This window comes from Mucilaginibacter phenanthrenivorans, from assembly GCF_024721155.1.
Lineage (GTDB): Bacteria > Bacteroidota > Bacteroidia > Sphingobacteriales > Sphingobacteriaceae > Mucilaginibacter > Mucilaginibacter phenanthrenivorans.
Genome location: NZ_JAHVAP010000002.1, coordinates 308,581 through 325,958 on the forward strand (window position 1 = coordinate 308,581; position 17,378 = coordinate 325,958).

Genomic DNA, 17,378 nt, shown 5'->3' on the forward strand with positions numbered 1-17,378 from the left:
TTTTATACTTTAAAATTCTTATCAATTGCAAATGAGAAAGATATCTATAGCGATTTTATTAATCTCCTGTTTATTTAGTACGGTATGCTTTTCCCAGGTTCCAACAGCTTTTAAATGGCTAAACCCGGCTAAGGCTGGTTTTTCGGTTATTGAAGGGCAGGCCTGGCCAAACGAGGTTAAAAGTGCTTATGACCGTTTTCCTGCCCGTGCCGAAAAGAATCTCAATCCGAATGTTTGGAATATATCGCACAGCAGTGCCGGGCTATATGTAAAGTTTAAAACGAATGCTCAAAAAATCATCATACGCTATAAAGTTAAGGGTGATTTTGCCATGTCGCACATGCCGGCTACAGGAGTAAGCGGACTGGATCTGTATGCGCTTGACCCCAATGGGAAGTGGTGTATGGCGCCGGGCAGCTTTTCATTTAAAGATACAATTACCTATACCTATTCAAATATTAAAGTGAGTGTCGATTTCCCCGGCCGAAGCTATGAATACAGGCTTTTTCTGCCATTGTACAATTCAGTATCCTGGCTTGAAATCGGTGTTCCTGCTACTGATGCATTTAATTTCATGCCGCTGTCTAAAGAAAAACCTGTGCTTGTGTATGGAACATCCATTGCCCAGGGTGGTTGTGCATCGAGGCCCGGTTTGGCATGGACCGCAATTTTACAACGCAGCCTGGACCGCCCTCTGGTGAACCTTGGTTTTACAGGTTCGGGACTGCTTGAAAAGTCGGTTGTTGACCTGATGGCAGAGATTGACGCAAAAATATACGTACTCGATTGCATGCCCAATTTGGTAAGTTTTTCTGACCAAGAAATTGAAAAACGGTTATTAAGTTCTGTACAAAGTTTGAACGGAAAGCATCCGCTGGTGCCAATACTGCTTGTAGAACATAGTGATGCTAATGTAGACGGGCTGTTAGATACAGGCAGGAATGCTGATTATAGTCGTGTAAACAAGGTGCTTGGCCGGGTTTATTCAAGCCTAATTGCCGGAGGGACTAAAAACGTTTATTTATTAACCAACAAGGAAATTGGTTTCGATATTAACTCAACGGTTGATGGTATTCATCCTAATGATGCTGGGATGGAAAAATACGCCATCGCTTATGAGAAGGCCACACGCGAAATTATTAATGAACCAGCCGGTAAGTATTCAACCACTGTGCCGGTGGTACAAAGCCGGGATGGCTATTATGACTGGCGAAGCAGGCATAATGAAATACTAACGCTCATTAAAACTGATTCGCCTAAAATTGTGTTCCTTGGTAATTCTATTCTGAATTATTGGGGCGGCGTACCAAAAGCTCCCTTAGCAAGAGGTGCTGACTCGTGGAATAAATACTTAAAGCCCTTAGGCGTAAAAAATTTTGGTTTTGGCTGGGACCGGGTAGAGAATGTATTGTGGCGTGTATACCATGAAGAACTGGATGGTTTTAAGGCCGATAAGGTTATGATTATGATAGGTACCAACAATTTGTCTGTTAGCAATGACCAGGAAATAGTAGAAGGGCTAAAATTGCTGGTACAGGCAGTAAAGGTACGCCAACCCGAAACCGAAATTCTTTTATCAGGCTTGCTGCCGAGGAGGGCAATGGAAAAACGAATAGATGTACTTAATAAAGCCATTGCAAAGCTGGCATCTCAATCCCGGGTTCGTTTTATTAATCCGGGGAAATTACTGCTTAATCGCGCCGGGAATATTGACGAATCCTTTTTTGGCGATGGGCTGCATCCTAATGAGGTAGGTTATCAAAAGTTAGCAATTGCTTTGGTTCCATATCTCAAAAAATAATAACACCACCCTGTTTTAAATAGAACGGACTCCTGGTTGTTTTTCGAAATGATTGGGTACACACGGCCCCGCATCACCATTGGTATTCTGCTTTTAATTAAGTTTTTGATAAAGCGCTAAATTCCACTAAATTTTAGCTGCATAATGTGATGAAACTATATTAAATTACATTTGCTATCTTTTTTACATCAAAGCTCAATATGAAGAATAAAATTGTACGCATTAAAGATATTGCCGAAAAAGCGAAGGTTTCAACAGGTACAGTTGACAGGGTATTGCATAAGCGGGGACGCGTGTCAAAGAAGGTAGAGGAGAAGATCCTTAAGATCATTGAAGAGATGGATTATGAGCCAAATCTTATGGCAAGAGCACTGGGTTCCAATAAAATATATCAAATTGCTGCATTAATTCCAGATCATAAAAGCGACTCCTATTGGTACGCCCCTAAAGCAGGCATTGAAAAGGCGGAGAAGGATCTGAAACAATACGGCATTGTTGTTCAGCAATATGTATTTGATCCCTACGATGTGGAATCATTTATAAAAAATGCCAGTCAATTAACAAAGGATAATCCGGATGGCATAATTTTATCCCCTATATTCTACAGGGAAACACTGCCATTTTTCGAAAAATGGAAGGTAGCCGAAATTCCATTTGTGTTGTTTAATACCCAAATTACCGAATACGAGCCCCTAAGTTATATTGGTCAGGATTCTTATCAGAGTGGTTTTTTGGCCGGAAAACTTATTCATTATGGTCAGCCGGAGCCTTGTTCGGTGTTAATTGCACATATTGATGAAGAAATAAGTAATGCCGCCCACCTTTTAAAAAAAGAGCAGGGATTTCGCAATTATTTTTCTCAAAATAACCTGGAACACCAATACAAAATTTTAAGAATTGAATTAAACAGGGCAAATGCGGCTTTGTTTATAACACAGCTTGATGCTGTTATTGATAGCACACCAGATATGGCCAGTATTTTTGTAACAACATCAAAAGCATATGAAATTGCCAGGCACCTGGAGCAGCGGCATATAAAGCATATCAAAATAATAGGATATGATTTACTGCCTCAAAATTTGTATTTTCTGAATAAAGGGGCAATTAGTTTCCTGATTAACCAAAACCCTAAGGGGCAGGGCTACTGGGGTATTTATCAGTTAACAGACCACCTTGTATTTAAAAAGGAAGTTCCTATTATCAAATATCTTCCACTTGATATAGTTACCAAAGAAAATGTGAATTATTATAAAGATGATGAGGATACTGTTTATTTAGATATTTGATTTTCGCTAATATTCCTGTAGCGCTTACGCACATTTTTAATCCATAATGAATTGCTTTTGCCAAGGTAATTCATTATGGATTTGTATTTTAAACCAAGTCAATTGGTGTTTGTAACAGAAAGTGGTGATCTGTCTAACCAGATTTTATGATTAATCCAATGTAGTATCTAAGGCTTTAAATAGAGAAGTTTTGATAGACTTCTCCGATGTTCTGATCTTTCTCAAATGTTTACTTCTGAATATGATGTTTAGCTCCGTCTGGAAAAATAGCCTGATATAAGATAAATTAATGTGTATTTGGATTGGGAAATTATTTTTTTAATAAAATTCCTTAAAATGTGTGCGGGCACATAAATATTTTTATATTTGTAATCAAGTGTTTATAATATGTAAATGTGTGCGAATACATTTAATTGTTCTAGGACACTATGTTACATATGGAGCAATTGTTGTCGACGGTTATTGTTCGAAATTTTATCACATACACCTGGATAATGATGGTGGTGAATTCCGGCAATGTTCGACAGTCTGAAATGAAATATTAGCCGGGTAATATGAAAAAGGAAACCTGCCGAATATTAAGCTATTTAAGTGTTTAAGCGATGTATGCTTTGAGAATTAATCTAAAATGAACAAAAAAGAAAAAATGTCATATAATATTTCTGAGATAGTATCCAATTTTTGCATTGAAGGAAATATCGCCGCTATTGTTCCGTATGGTTCAGGCCACATTAATGATACATTTCACGTTAAAAATAGCGACCCTGCACTACCTGGTTACCTGCTTCAACGTATCAATCATTATGTATTTAAAAATGTTCCGGCCCTGATGGGGAATGTACAACTGGTAACCAATCACCTTAAAGGAAAACTGGCGCAAATACCGGGTTCAAATCCTGCAAGGGAAGTACTCACAATAGTTTCGACAAGGGATGAGCAAAGTTTTTTTTGTGATAAAGACGGCCATTACTGGAGAATGTATTGTTTTTTGAAGGATACCAAAAGTTACGACATGGTTTTAACTGAACAACAGGCTTATGAAGGAGGCAAGGCATTTGGGAAGTTTCAGCTATTGTTATCAGATCTTGATGCCAGTTTACTTCATGAAACCATACCCGGTTTTCATAACGTAACTACGCGGCTGGACCGTTTAAACAGAGCAGTACTGGCCGATCCGAAAAACAGAGTTAAGGATGTTTTGTCTGAATTAGAGTTTGTAATCGAAAGAGCTGGTTCGATGGCCACTATCATAAATTTAGGAAAAGAAGGTAAACTGCCACTGCGTATTATCCATAACGATACTAAATTCAATAACATATTACTTGATATTAATGATCGTGAACAGTGTGTAATTGACCTCGATACCGTTATGCCCGGCTATATAGCGTATGATTTTGGGGATGCTATCCGCACTATTATTAATACAGCGGCCGAAGACGAGGAGGATCTTCAAAAAATAAAGCTCAGCTTCCCGCTGTTTAAGGCTTATACGGAGGGATATCTTAAAGGTGCTTGTAGCTTTTTATCAGACGTAGAGGTTAAGTCGCTTTTAATGGGGGTTTTGTTAATACCCTATATCCAGGTTATCCGTTTCCTTACGGATTATATAGAGGGCGATGTTTATTACAAGATCCATTTTCCTGAACATAATTTACAACGGACCAGGGCCCAGTTGCAATTACTTAAAAAGCTTGAGGAAGAATATGATGTTTTAGATCAAATAATTCAAAATATAGTAAGTGTACCCCAGTAATTAACATCCGAAATTAAATGAAGGAACTCATGGTGTCATTTTTAGGAGATGTAAGTAAAGTTAGCCCTACAGCGCATCTGTCTTTTTTGTTAGATAGTCAGAAAAAGAATCCTATCGGAATGGCGCCATGGCTCCGTTATGGGCATAAATGTTTAACCGTTTAGACTATCAGGTTGGCACAATAAAATTAAACAGACACATTAACCAGTACTAATGACAAAAATTACACTTTCAAAAACTTTAGTTGAGCCTCTCCCTTCTCAAAAAAAAGGTCTAAATCCTATTGTGATCATCGGTGCCCTGTTCTTTATTTTCGGTTTTGTTACCTGGCTAAACTCTGTTCTCATCCCGTATCTGAGGATCGCTTGTGAGCTAAATAATTTTGAAGCTTATTTAGTGGCATTTGCTTTTTACATAGCCTACCTGGTAATGGCAATCCCCTCCGCCTGGGTGCTAAAACTAACGGGTTTAAAAAAGGGAATGTCGGTTGGATTGTTTATTATGGCAGTGGGGGCTTTGATTTTTATACCTGCAGCTATTACGCGTATATATAGCTTGTTTTTGCTTGGATTGTTTGTTCAGGGTACTGGCCTTGCTGTTTTACAAACCGCCTCAAACCCTTATATAGTTATTGTTGGCCCACGTGAGAGTGCTGCTAAGCGGATAAGCATTATGGGCATCTGTAATAAAATAGCAGGCGCAATAGCTCCCGTTGCTTTAGGTACTATTACCTTAAAAGGTGCTGATGAATTAATAAAACGCCTGGTAAATATGGGCGCTGCCCAAAAAGCCATGGAGTTAAATGTCCTGGCCCACCGGGTAATACTTCCATATATATTGATAATTATTGTTTTGGTGGTATTGGGTATTTTAATCTTCTTTTCTGGTTTGCCCGAAATAGATACCGATCATGAAGACGAGACTGTTGCAGCCGCCAATACGCACAAAACCAGTGTTTTTCAATTTCCGCATTTATTGTTAGGGGTACTGACCTTGTTCCTGTATGTTGGAGTAGAGGTACTGGCCGGTGATTCAATTATTAGTTACGGGGCATCGCAGGGAATAGCTTTATCAACTGCTAAATTCTTTACTGCCTGTACTTTGGTATCCATGATTGTTGGTTATATCATAGGGATTATTTGTATCCCTAAATATTTTACCCAGGATAAGGCTTTAAGGGTTTCGGCTGTTTTGGGTGTAGTGTTTTCTATTGCAGCGATATTTACGCACGGTTATATTTCAGTAATGTTTATTGCATTGCTGGGCCTTGCAAACTCACTGATGTGGCCTGCAATATGGCCGCTGGCTATTGCAGATCTGGGTCGTTTTACTAAAATGGGCTCGTCATTCATGATTATGGCTATAGCCGGAGGTGCGTTAATACCCTTGCTATACGGCCGTTTGGTTGATGTCGTAAATGCACAGCAAGCGTATTGGATACTAGTGCCCTGTTATGTGTTTATTGGATACTATGCAACCCTGGGGCATAAAATAAGGAGTTGAGTTCGATGGGGTGCCGGAGGCTATTTTTTAATGATACCGTTGATCCGAAAAAATGAAATATGATGATGAAATTTACAATAATACTGTTGTTATTTAGTGCTGTTGTTTCGGCGCAGTCTAAAATTGTCGGATCTTACGAGGAGCTTCCTGACCCAAAGCCTGTTCAGCAAGAAACATGGAGCGCATTAAAACCCGGTGTTTATGTAAGTTTTGGTTCAACCGATATTCGTTATGATAAACGCAATGCTCCTTCTATACTTCCCTTGCAAACCCAATGGCAAACCAGGGCATGGAAGGGCGAGATGGTTCATACGCAATTCCTTGTATGGACTACGCGTGACCTGGAGCAATTAAGTTTTGAATGGAGTAAACTTGAAGACAGCAAAGGGCATAAAATCCCTGAAAAAAACATCAGTGCAAATTTTGTACGCTATGTGATGGCTGATGGACTGAACAATGAAGGCGGAGGGTGCGGAATCCAGCCTGGGCATGATTCCTCCCTGGTAGCTGATGTTATTGACCCGGTAAAATCACTTCCCGTAGCTAAAAATACTACCCGGCCTGTTTGGTTAAGCATTAAGGTGCCTGCTAACGCGGTTGAAGGTACTTATAACGGCTATGTAAAAGTTAGGGAAGGGACAAATAAGTATCCTGCCATTTTGCATTATACCATAGAAGTACTCAATCATACCCTGCCTGCACCGGAACACTGGAAATTTCATTTGGATCTGTGGCAAAACCCCTATTCGGTTGCCCGGGTGTATGGTGTAAAAGCCTGGTCGAAGCAACACTTCGACATTATGCGCCCTTACATGAAAATGCTGGCAAATGCCGGTCAGAAGGCAATTACTACCACACTTATCCATGACCCCTGGAACAGCCAAACGTATGACGTTTATGGCTCAATGGTAAAATGGACTAAAAGTAAGAATGGTTCATGGACTTATGATTATACGGTTTTTGATAAATGGGTGTCTTTTATGATGTCACTGGGGATTAATAAGTTTATCAACTGCTACAGTATGATCCCCTGGAATTTGAAATTCCACTATTATGACGAAGCCCTGGGGAAAGATACAGTAATCATGGCTAAGCCTGGTACGCCGGAATATGATGCGCATTGGCGTCCCATGCTGGCTAATTTTGCCGCCCACCTTAAAGAAAAAGGATGGTTTAATAAAACCACTATTGCAATGGACGAAAGGGCTATGGCAGATATGCAAAAAGCTATAGCCTTAATAAAAAGCGCCGATAAGGATTTTAAGATTTCATTGGCAGGGAACTATCATCCGGAAATTGAACGTGATCTGGTGGATTACAGCGTGGCCTCAAACCAGGTAATAGATAGCGCAACCATGCTTTCGCGCAAAAAAGCAGGATTTAATACCACTTATTATACTTGCTGCACAGAAGGGCATCCCAATACATTCACCTTTTCTGAACCCGCAGAATCTGTTTGGCTGGCATGGTATGCCGCATATAAAGGATACGACGGGTACCTGAGGTGGGCTTACAATTGCTGGACAAAAGATTCCTTACATGATACGCGGTTTGGATCCTGGTCATCCGGAGATGCTTATTTGGTATATCCGGCTCTGCGGTCTTCTATTCGCTTTGAGCGGTTAATTGAAGGTGTTCAGGATTTTGAAAAAATCAGCGTGCTGAGGGAGGATTTTATAAAAAACAATCGACAGGATAAATTGCGCCTTCTTGAAAATATACTGAGTGGTTTTGATATTCGGGAACTAAAGAATAAAAATGCAGCTGAAATTCTTCATACTTCCCAGGATAAGTTAAACAAGTTATAGATAGTTTAAAAATGTTCATTTATTTCTTATTCCCTTCTTTTTTAGTTTTTTTTTGACTTTATTTACTATCGTCTGAAAGGTATACTAAAATGGGTTAAAGAAGTTGAAAATTTCAGGCATTTTATAGCCCGTTTTGGCTGCATACTTCCAGTGGCATAAGCAGGCGAATACAAGGAGGTAAATTATTGATTTATTACTCAAAGTGACAACTTAAAGTACTATCCAAAATACGGGATAAATCCACATGGATAAAGGATGTAAGGATTAAAAGGCCGGTTTTTTAAGGCAAATGATGTTTTCGTGCTGACTTTAAATAGAATCCTTAATAGTAAGGGTCTTAATATTTAAAAATAAAGAAAAATATATTCTTTGATAAATTTTATAGTGCGGAATGAATAGCCTGGAAGTTCAGTTATTGTCAGACGAGCAACTGATAGCATTGATTCAAGAGAATGATCTTGGGGCGTTTGAACGTATCTATAATAAATATTGGTCAAAACTTTATCTTTCAGCATACAACATTTTAAGAGACCGCCAGGCATCTGAAGATATTACCCAGGAAGTATTGGTAAGCCTATGGATGAAACGTGCGAATCTGCAGCTCACTTCTTTAAATGCTTATTTACATACTTCAGTTCGTTACCAGGTGTTTAATATTATTCGCTCAGGTAAAGTAAAAGCTGATCTTTTTAATAGACTGGAAGCACTTTTTAGTAATAACGGCGGCGAAGATATTTTATCTGAAAAAGACATTAACCGCTTGCTGGAACAGGGGATTGCTGAATTGCCTGAGAAATGCCGTCAAATATTTGTTATGAGTCGTAAGGAACATTTATCGACCAAAGAAATTGCTGAACGGCTGGGGATTGCGCCAAAAACAGTTGAAAATCAATTAACTGTAGCTTTGAACCGCTTACGCAAGACACTGGGTGACTTTGTTTGCCTGGCTGCAATTATTTTATGCGGGCGATGGTTCTGATGTTTTTCTTCCTGCGCTGACTTACATTTATCCTCTTCTTTTTTAATACAATTCCTTGTTTATCTCCCAAAAAGATCATGATTTGTTAACGTTATAGAAATATTTCAAATTCCTTTGGGGGTGCACCCCATGTTTGGGTACTTACATATAATAACCACCCAATGGAAAAAGAAATACTACTAGACTTAATAAACAAATACCTTTTAAACCAGGCTACTGCAGAAGAAGAAAAGCTTTTGCTAGACTATTACAATACGCTTCAAAAAAACGAATTGAAATGGGATGAGCATTTGATGGGCGATAAAGATAGTGTTAAGGCTGAGCTTTATAGCAAGGTATTATTGGAGATAAAAGCGCGTGAATCCGTACCTAAAAAGATTATTTTTTTAAGGGGATGGTTTGTAGCAGCATCTGTGATTTTTTTGTTGATCGCCTCATCTTCGTTGTTTTTTTACCTAAAGCATGACAATTCGTATCTGTTAACTAAAGATAAAGCCAGGTCTTTAATTAAGAATGACATTGCCCCCGGGGGAAACAAAGCTTTATTAACGTTAGCCAACGGTTCAAAAATTGCCTTAGATGATGCCGCCGACAGCGTATTAGCTAAACAAACAGGTGTAAAGATCGCCAAAACCGCCCATGGTCAATTGATTTACACCGTTGAAAATTCATCATCTGATTCAAAAACTTCAGCTCAACTAGCATACAATACGGTTGAAACCCCAAAAGGCGGCCAGTACCAGGTTGATTTGCCTGATGGTTCAAAAGTTTGGTTAAATGCAAGTTCCTCGCTTCGGTACCCTACAAATTTTACTGGTGATGTGCGCAGCGTTGAATTAACCGGAGAGGCTTATTTTGAAGTGGTTAAAAATCCTAAAAAACCATTCAGGGTTGTAAGCAGCAGCCAGGTGATTGAGGTTTTAGGTACACACTTTAACATCAGTTCTTACACGGATGAAACTTCGGTTAAAACTACTTTATTAGAGGGCTCCGTTAAGGTATTGTCTACCAAAACTAATCAATCGAAATTGTTAAAACCGGGAGAGCAATCCAATATTAATTACTCCAATAATTCATTTTCTGTACAACAAGTTAATACAGAAGAGGTGGTTGCCTGGAAAAATGGCTATTTCCTTTTTGTTGACGAAGACTTGAAAAGCATTATGAGCAAGTTTGCCCGTTGGTATAATGTTGACGTGGAATACCAGGGCAACGTTGATAATTTAAGATTTGGAGGTATAGTGTCGCGCTCAAAAGGCTTAAGCCAGGCATTGAAAATAATAGAACAAACAGGAAATGTTAAAATTAAAATTGAAGGAAGGAGAGTTACCATTATGCAGTGAAAATTACCCTCCCATTAAGGTAACCTAAAAAATAAGCCGGAAGTGCTGGAACACTCCCGACTAAAGAGTTAGGGCTTACCATGAAACTAAATTCGTAGTCCAATTACACCTTAAACCCAAACAAGTTCAAATGTATGAAATGTTATGAAATAAGTTTATACAGAGTCTGCTGTATAAAAAATAAAGCTTTGTTGATTATGAAACTATCCATCATTTTGTTGATAGCAACCATACTTCAGGCTAGTGCTTCTACAGGTTATGCACAAAAAATTACATTATCAGAAAAAAATGCTCCCTTAGAAAAGGTCCTGAAAGAAATTAGGGAACAAAGCGGATATGATTTCTTCTATAATTCAAAGTTAATTAAGCAGGCTAACCCGGTAAGTATTAGTGTTCAGAATACCGAATTAGACGAAGTATTAAAACTGGCATTTACAGGTCAGCCGTTTATCTATAGCATAAACGACAACACAATTATTATTAAACCTAAACCTATCAACCTAATAACCCAGCCAATAGCTGCAATAAAAATTTCAGGTACTGTTACTGATTCAAAAGGTCCATTACCTGGTGCAAGTGTGCGTATTAAAGGCACAAGTAAAGGTACAATAACTAATATTGACGGTAAATTTACCATCGAGGCTGATCCTAATAGCGTCCTTGTTGTTTCATTTGCCGGTTTCATCACCAGGGAAATTGCCGTTACCGCAGGAATATCTCCATTAACTATTCAATTAAAGGAAGATAATACGGCACTTAACGAAGTAGTAGTAGTAGCTTATGGTAAACAGAAGAAATTAACAATAACCGGGGCTGTTACTACCGTAAATGTAGCCGACGTTACAACTTCTGAGCGTTCACTGTCAAATGCATTGGCAGGTAAGGTTGCAGGTGTTATATCTGTACAACGAAGCGGCGAGCCGGGTTATGATAATGCATCATTTACCATAAGGGGCATAGGTACCTTTACAGGTAATTCAACTCCCCTTATTATAATAGATGGTGTACAGCGTGATGACGTAAACAGTACCTATGGGGGCGCTTACAACAATATTGACCCGGAGGATATACAAAGTATCTCCATTCTTAAGGATGCTTCGTCTACGGCATTATATGGTGCTAAGGGGGCAAATGGCGTTTTAATTATTACCACCAAAAAAGGCGTAGCCGGCGATCCTAAGATCTCGCTTAAAATAGAGTCTTCCATGTCTGGCTTAACCAAGACTCCTAAAATGCTCGATGCAGTATCATGGATGCAGCTATATAACGAGGCAAGTACAAATGGCGGCGGCCCGGTAGTTTATTCGCAGGAAACTATAGATAAAACCAAGAGCGGTCTTGATCCGTATTTGTATCCTAATGTTGACTGGATAAATTCTGTTTATAAAAAATGGGCGCCTGGTTATAATGCAAACCTGAATGTTACCGGCGGGGCTAAATCGGTTAGATACTACGTTTCATCTTCGTTTTATGACCAGGACGGCAGTTATAAGGTAACCAGTCAAAATGGTTATAATCCTAACCTTAATTTTAAACGGTATGATTTCAGGACTAACGTAGATATTGATGTAAGCAAAACTACTTTGCTTAGTATGAACCTGGATGCGATGCTGGTTTCAAGCCGTTACCCCGGCCTTTCAGCGTCAAGCGTATGGTATGAGGCGTACTCAACACCGCCTAATGCTTATCCTATTAAATATCCCGATGGTAAATGGGCCGGTCCTTACAATAATGGCGGTTCAAATCCGGCTAATGATGTTCAGAATTCCGGCTATACTACAGAGTTCCATCCGGCAATACAATCTGTTTTTTCACTTACCCAAAATCTCGACTCCTTTACCAAAGGCTTAAGTGCTTTAGCAAGGTTTTCGTTCGACTCGTATAGCGAGAGTGATAACAACAGGACAGGGGCCGACGATCTTTACTTAGCTACCGGAAGAGACGCCCAGGGCAATTTGATATATGGACGCTCCAGGATCGGGCAACAATTTTTAGGTTTTGGCACTTCAACATCGGCCGAAAAAACAATGTACCTGGAAACCAATGTTACCTACGACTGTGCTTTTGGTAAGAGTCGCTTCGGGGGATTGTTTCTTTATAACATGCGTTCGAGGATATTAAGTACTGCAGGTGATGTTATCAACTCTATTCCTTATAATAACCAGGGCATGGCAGGAAGAATTACCTACGGTTATGATGATAGATACCTGGCAGAGATTAACGCGGGTTATACCGGTTCAGAAAATTTCCAGCCCGGTAAAAGGTTTGGGTTCTTCCCTTCAGTTTCTGCAGCTTGGGTAATATCCAGGGAGAGTTTCTTCAAGGATTTGGCAAAGTCGGTTAACCTGTTTAAAATCAGGGGATCGCACGGCGTTGTTGGTAACGATCAGATTGGCTCACGTTATGGCTTATCCAGGTTTCCTTACATTACCCAGTATGGCGGTGGCAGTAATATCCAGTTGGGTTATAACGGCACTAGCTTTTCAAGCATAAAAGAAAATATAATCGGTGTACAAAATCTTACATGGGAAAAATCAACAAAGGATGATATTGGCCTCGAGTTAGGTTTGTTTAACAAAATAAGTATAACCATTGATGCCTTTAGAGAAAGAAGAAAGGATATTTTGGTGGCACGCAGTTCGTTGTCAAGTATCCTGGGCGTAAGCGGTACTATCTTCTCCAACTTAGGAGAAATGAGCAATCATGGTATAGATGCAAATATTGAATATAACCAAAATTTTGGAAAGGTATCCGTTCGTCTCTATGGTAACTTTACGTACAATAATAACAAAATTATACAACAGGACGAGCCTAAACAACTGTATGCCTATCAACAGTCAACCGGTCATAAATTCGGCGACAACCTGGTGTATGTTTCCGAAGGACTATTTAGGGATCAGGCTGATATTGATAAAAGCCCAAGTCAGTTTGGTAGTTTTTTAAGGCCGGGTGATATTAAATATAAGGATGTAAATGGTGATGGTGTTATAGATAGCTATGATAGGGTTTACACGGGTAAATCTGATATTCCTACCATTTTATACGGTTCCGGTTTTACAGTTGGGTATCATGATTTTGATTTCTCAATGTTCTTCCAGGGTACGGCTAATGTTATGATTATGGCAAATGGCGCTGCAATAACAGGCCCCAGTGGTACATCCAGTGGTGTCGGTATAGTTCCCTTTACCGGCAGCGGTTCCTATTCCTCGGGTGCGCTTGCAATTATTGCAAACAGGTGGACACCTGATAATCCGAGCCAGAATGTTGCTTATCCGCGTTTAGGTATTTCTAACCAAAACAGTAATAATTACCAGCCAAGTACATGGTGGCAAAAAGATGGCAGCTATGTAAGGTTGAAACAGGCGTCCCTGGGCTATAAGTATACATCAGAGTCTCTGAAAAAGAAAATGGGGCTAGGTTCTATTTACTTATATGTATCAGGTCAAAACATCCTAACCTTTTCCAAATTTAAATTATGGGATCCTGAATTAGGGTCCGATGGCGCAGGTTATCCACCGGTAAGGATATTTGCTTTGGGGTTAAAAGCCGCGTTTTAAAACAACTATTAGTCGATAATAAATACAATAAAAATATTTCATATGAAAAAATATGTATTACTTATGGTTGTTGGAATATTCATTCTAACCTCCTGTTTATCTTCCTGTAATTATCTGAACAAAAAACCGGATAATTTAATTACAGACCAGTTGATCTGGAACAACAGGGCAAATCTCGAATCGTACCTGTATAATATATACAGCTATATCCCCGAAACTGATGGTGTAGATTATACCAGCGTTGGCGGATCTGATGAAAGCACTACATCAAATCACAGTTACCCTATATTTCAAATGACCAGCGGTAACTGGAGCCCGGTAAACGGTTATTTTGATTATTGGGGCACCCTTTATAAGGGTATCAGGGCATCATTTATTTTTGAAGGAAATATTGGCAGGGCGCCTTCTAATGTATTAAGCGACGCTCTGAAAAATCAATATATTTCTGAGTCTAAGTTTTTACGCGGATACTTTTACTGGCAGTTACTGAAACAGTATGGCCCCGTTGTAAAATTAACAGGTGCATTAAGTTTAAATGATGATTTTAACAAATATCCCCGGTCCTCCTTTGAAACATGTGTAGATTATGTGAACCAGATGATGGATGAAGCCGCTGTTAATTTACCGGCTACATGGGCATCTAATAGTAATGATGGCCGCCCAACAAAAGGCTCATGCCTGGCAGTTAAAGCAGAATTAGCTTTATTGGCGGCAAGCCCGTTATGGAATGGCAACAGTGCCTTCGCAAACTTTAAAAACCAGGACGGAACACTCTTAACAAATGCTGCACAATATGATGTTAATAAATGGAAAACGGCAGCAACAGCTGCTAAGGCGGTAATTGATTTGGGTTCTTATAAATTATTTACAAACCTTGACGAAGGCGGAACAACATTTAATCCATATTTATCTGTACGTGATGTATTCCTTACTAACTGGAATAACGAGATCATATTTACAAGAAATGCATGGTATATTTATGGAATAACAAAATGCGCATCGCCGGCTCCCGGTGGTTATGATCTGTATGACGCTACCCAAAATATTGTTGATGGATTTAACATGAACAATGGCAGAACCATCACCGATCCTAAATCGGGATACAAGGAAACAGGATTTGCTCAAGCTGACGGGGCAAATTCATGGGAGCAAAGTAAGGGCCAGTATAACATGTATGCCAATCGCGAGCCGCGGTTCTATGCCTATATTAATTATAACGCCCGCCCTGTTTTGGATGCGCCTACAGTTGATGATAAAAATTACTTTTCTTCAGCCGGTAATGTGGATGGAACCGGCAGGTCGGAGTATTACTACAGTGGCAAATCCGGTCAGAAAGCTGCCGGTACAGGTCTTACAACAGGTTATGGAATACTTAAAAACATAAGCCCGAATGATAATATAAGATTAGATCAAATAAATGTTTACAGGCCCTATATAATCTTGCGTTATTCACAAATATTGCTTGATTATGTGGAAGCCCTGAACGAATATGATCCCTCAAACGCAGATATTGTCAGATACCTTGACCAGGTTAGAACAAGGGCAGGGCTGCCTGGAATAGAAACTGTCTATCCTGAAGCTGTTGGCAATCAAAGTGAAATGAGGATTCATATTTTACACGAGCGCCAGGTAGAACTTTGTTTTGAAGGAGATAGATATTTTACCCTCGTGCGGAGAAAATTATTGGGGCTTCCGGTAAACCAGGCAATATATTCAATGAATACCGGTGCTGATGATTTGGGACAGGGATTTGGGTTTACAGGTTTTTATACCAGGACACTTTACCAAAGTAGAGTTTGGAAGGACAAAATGTATCTTTTCCCTATTTCCCAATATGAAATTGACAGGGATAGATCATTAGTGCAAAATCCTGGTTGGTAATACAGGCCTTGTCTGGGTTGTTAGTAGGAAATATCTGACTCACAGTTTGTTAATATATAAAAGTATAGTTGTTAACTAATAGATATTATAAATAATATGAAACATACATATCAACATATAATTGCGGTTACTGGCTTCATCCTGCTGGCTTTTGCAAGCTGTAAAAAGGAAAAAGCGGCTGGGCATAACGCATTGTCACCTATCGTGATCAGTTCATTTGAACCGCAAATAGGATCCGGTGGCACAGAAGTGCTGATCAGCGGAAGTAACTTCACAAGCGATACCTCACAATTATCGGTTACCATAAATGGTAAAAAACTTAAAATTATCGCATCCAACACTAATCAAATGATGGTAGTAGTACCCAAAAAGGTTGGTACCGGGCCAATTACGGTGACTATAGGAACCGGGAACACGACATCGGCAGGTGTTTTTAATTATCAATATACACGCACGGTTAGTACACTGGCAGGATCGGGTACGGCCGGCTTTGCCAATGGCCAGGGAACAGATGCCATGTTTGATTTTAGCAGCCAAAGCTGGTACAGGACCAAGGGTATAGCTGTTGATGACAATTTAAATATTTATGTAGCCGATGTGGGTAATCATTGTATCCGTAAAATAGATACGGCAGGTAATGTAACTACCCTTGCCGGTAATCCGCAGGCTGGTGAAGGATATGCTGATGGGAAGGGTGCAGCAGCACGGTTTTCTATACCTTATGACGTAGCCGTTGATGCCCAGGGTAATGTATATTCTGTCGATCCGGGGAATTATGATATTCGCAAAATAAGCCCTGATGGTACTGCTACTACCTGGGCATGGGCAAATCAGGAGCCATGGAGCGTAGCTGTTGACAAAACTACCGGCTATATTTATTATTGCGGACTTCATAATCCAGGGAATATTTACCAGGTAACGGCTCAATGGACAACTAATCAAGTTGTGTCGGCTCTTAATAGTCCCGCAGGTATCGCATTTGATAAAACAGGCAACCTATATGCATCAATTAGTGGAGACCAGGTTATCGAAAAATTTACAGCCGGTACGTGGCAGGGCAGTGTTATTGCCGGGAAGTTGGGCGTTGCAGGTTACCTGAATGGGGCTGCTACTGTGGCACAGTTTTCAAATCCATTTGGCATTGCGGTCGATAATAACAACAATATTTATGTAGCTGGCAACGGAACAGGGTATAGCGACAATCCCGACGAAAGTATCCGCTTTGTGCAGGCCGGCGCTTTTGCTGTCAGCACGTTTGCGGGAAGCGGTACGGGTGGTTACGCGGATGGAATAGGAGGATCTGCGCTTTTTTCTGCACCAACCGGCGTTGCTGTTGACAAAAACGGAACTGTGTATGTATTGGATAAAATTAATAACAGGATAAGAAAAATCGTCTCTGAATAGCAACCGGTAATTGTAGAATTACCGCTTCGCGAATAGCATTGTTAATGACCTCCTCCCGGCAAG

Annotated in this window: 10 protein-coding genes; all 10 read left to right on the forward strand. The window is 39.8% G+C overall.

What is annotated here, in order from left to right; translation table 11 throughout:
• Positions 1-31: 31 nt before the first annotated feature.
• The gene (locus tag KXD93_RS06035) at positions 32-1,801 is read left to right on the forward strand and encodes an SGNH/GDSL hydrolase family protein (RefSeq protein WP_258136019.1); all 1,770 of its coding nucleotides are present in this window, start codon (positions 32-34) and stop codon (positions 1,799-1,801) included.
• Positions 1,802-2,001: 200 nt separating this feature from the next.
• On the forward strand, positions 2,002-3,087 hold the full coding sequence (locus KXD93_RS06040; RefSeq protein WP_258136020.1) for a substrate-binding domain-containing protein: 1,086 nt from the start codon (positions 2,002-2,004) through the stop codon (positions 3,085-3,087).
• 628 nt (positions 3,088-3,715) lie between these two features.
• Positions 3,716-4,840: a phosphotransferase enzyme family protein gene (locus KXD93_RS06045; RefSeq protein ID WP_258136021.1), complete on the forward strand. Its 1,125-nt coding sequence runs from the start codon at positions 3,716-3,718 to the stop codon at positions 4,838-4,840.
• Positions 4,841-5,053: 213 nt separating this feature from the next.
• Positions 5,054-6,343: a sugar MFS transporter gene (locus KXD93_RS06050; protein WP_258136022.1), complete on the forward strand. Its 1,290-nt coding sequence runs from the start codon at positions 5,054-5,056 to the stop codon at positions 6,341-6,343.
• A gap of 59 nt (positions 6,344-6,402) precedes the next feature.
• Entirely contained in the window at positions 6,403-8,151 is a 1,749-nt protein-coding gene (locus KXD93_RS06055; protein ID WP_258136024.1) for a DUF4091 domain-containing protein, read from the forward strand.
• A gap of 391 nt (positions 8,152-8,542) precedes the next feature.
• Positions 8,543-9,130 (forward strand): RNA polymerase sigma-70 factor, encoded by a 588-nt coding sequence (locus KXD93_RS06060; protein WP_258136026.1) that lies wholly within the window; start codon positions 8,543-8,545, stop codon positions 9,128-9,130.
• Positions 9,131-9,291: 161 nt separating this feature from the next.
• Positions 9,292-10,473 carry a FecR family protein gene (locus tag KXD93_RS06065; protein ID WP_258136027.1) on the forward strand — a complete coding sequence of 394 codons (1,182 nt, stop codon included), beginning with the start codon at positions 9,292-9,294 and terminating at the stop codon, positions 10,471-10,473.
• A gap of 197 nt (positions 10,474-10,670) precedes the next feature.
• The gene (locus KXD93_RS06070) at positions 10,671-14,030 is read left to right on the forward strand and encodes a TonB-dependent receptor (RefSeq protein WP_258136028.1); all 3,360 of its coding nucleotides are present in this window, start codon (positions 10,671-10,673) and stop codon (positions 14,028-14,030) included.
• A gap of 42 nt (positions 14,031-14,072) precedes the next feature.
• Positions 14,073-15,911: a RagB/SusD family nutrient uptake outer membrane protein gene (locus KXD93_RS06075; RefSeq protein ID WP_258136029.1), complete on the forward strand. Its 1,839-nt coding sequence runs from the start codon at positions 14,073-14,075 to the stop codon at positions 15,909-15,911.
• 96 nt (positions 15,912-16,007) lie between these two features.
• Positions 16,008-17,315, forward strand: coding sequence for an IPT/TIG domain-containing protein (locus KXD93_RS06080; RefSeq protein WP_258136030.1), 1,308 nt, complete (start codon positions 16,008-16,010; stop codon positions 17,313-17,315).
• The last annotated feature ends 63 nt before the right edge of the window (positions 17,316-17,378 follow it).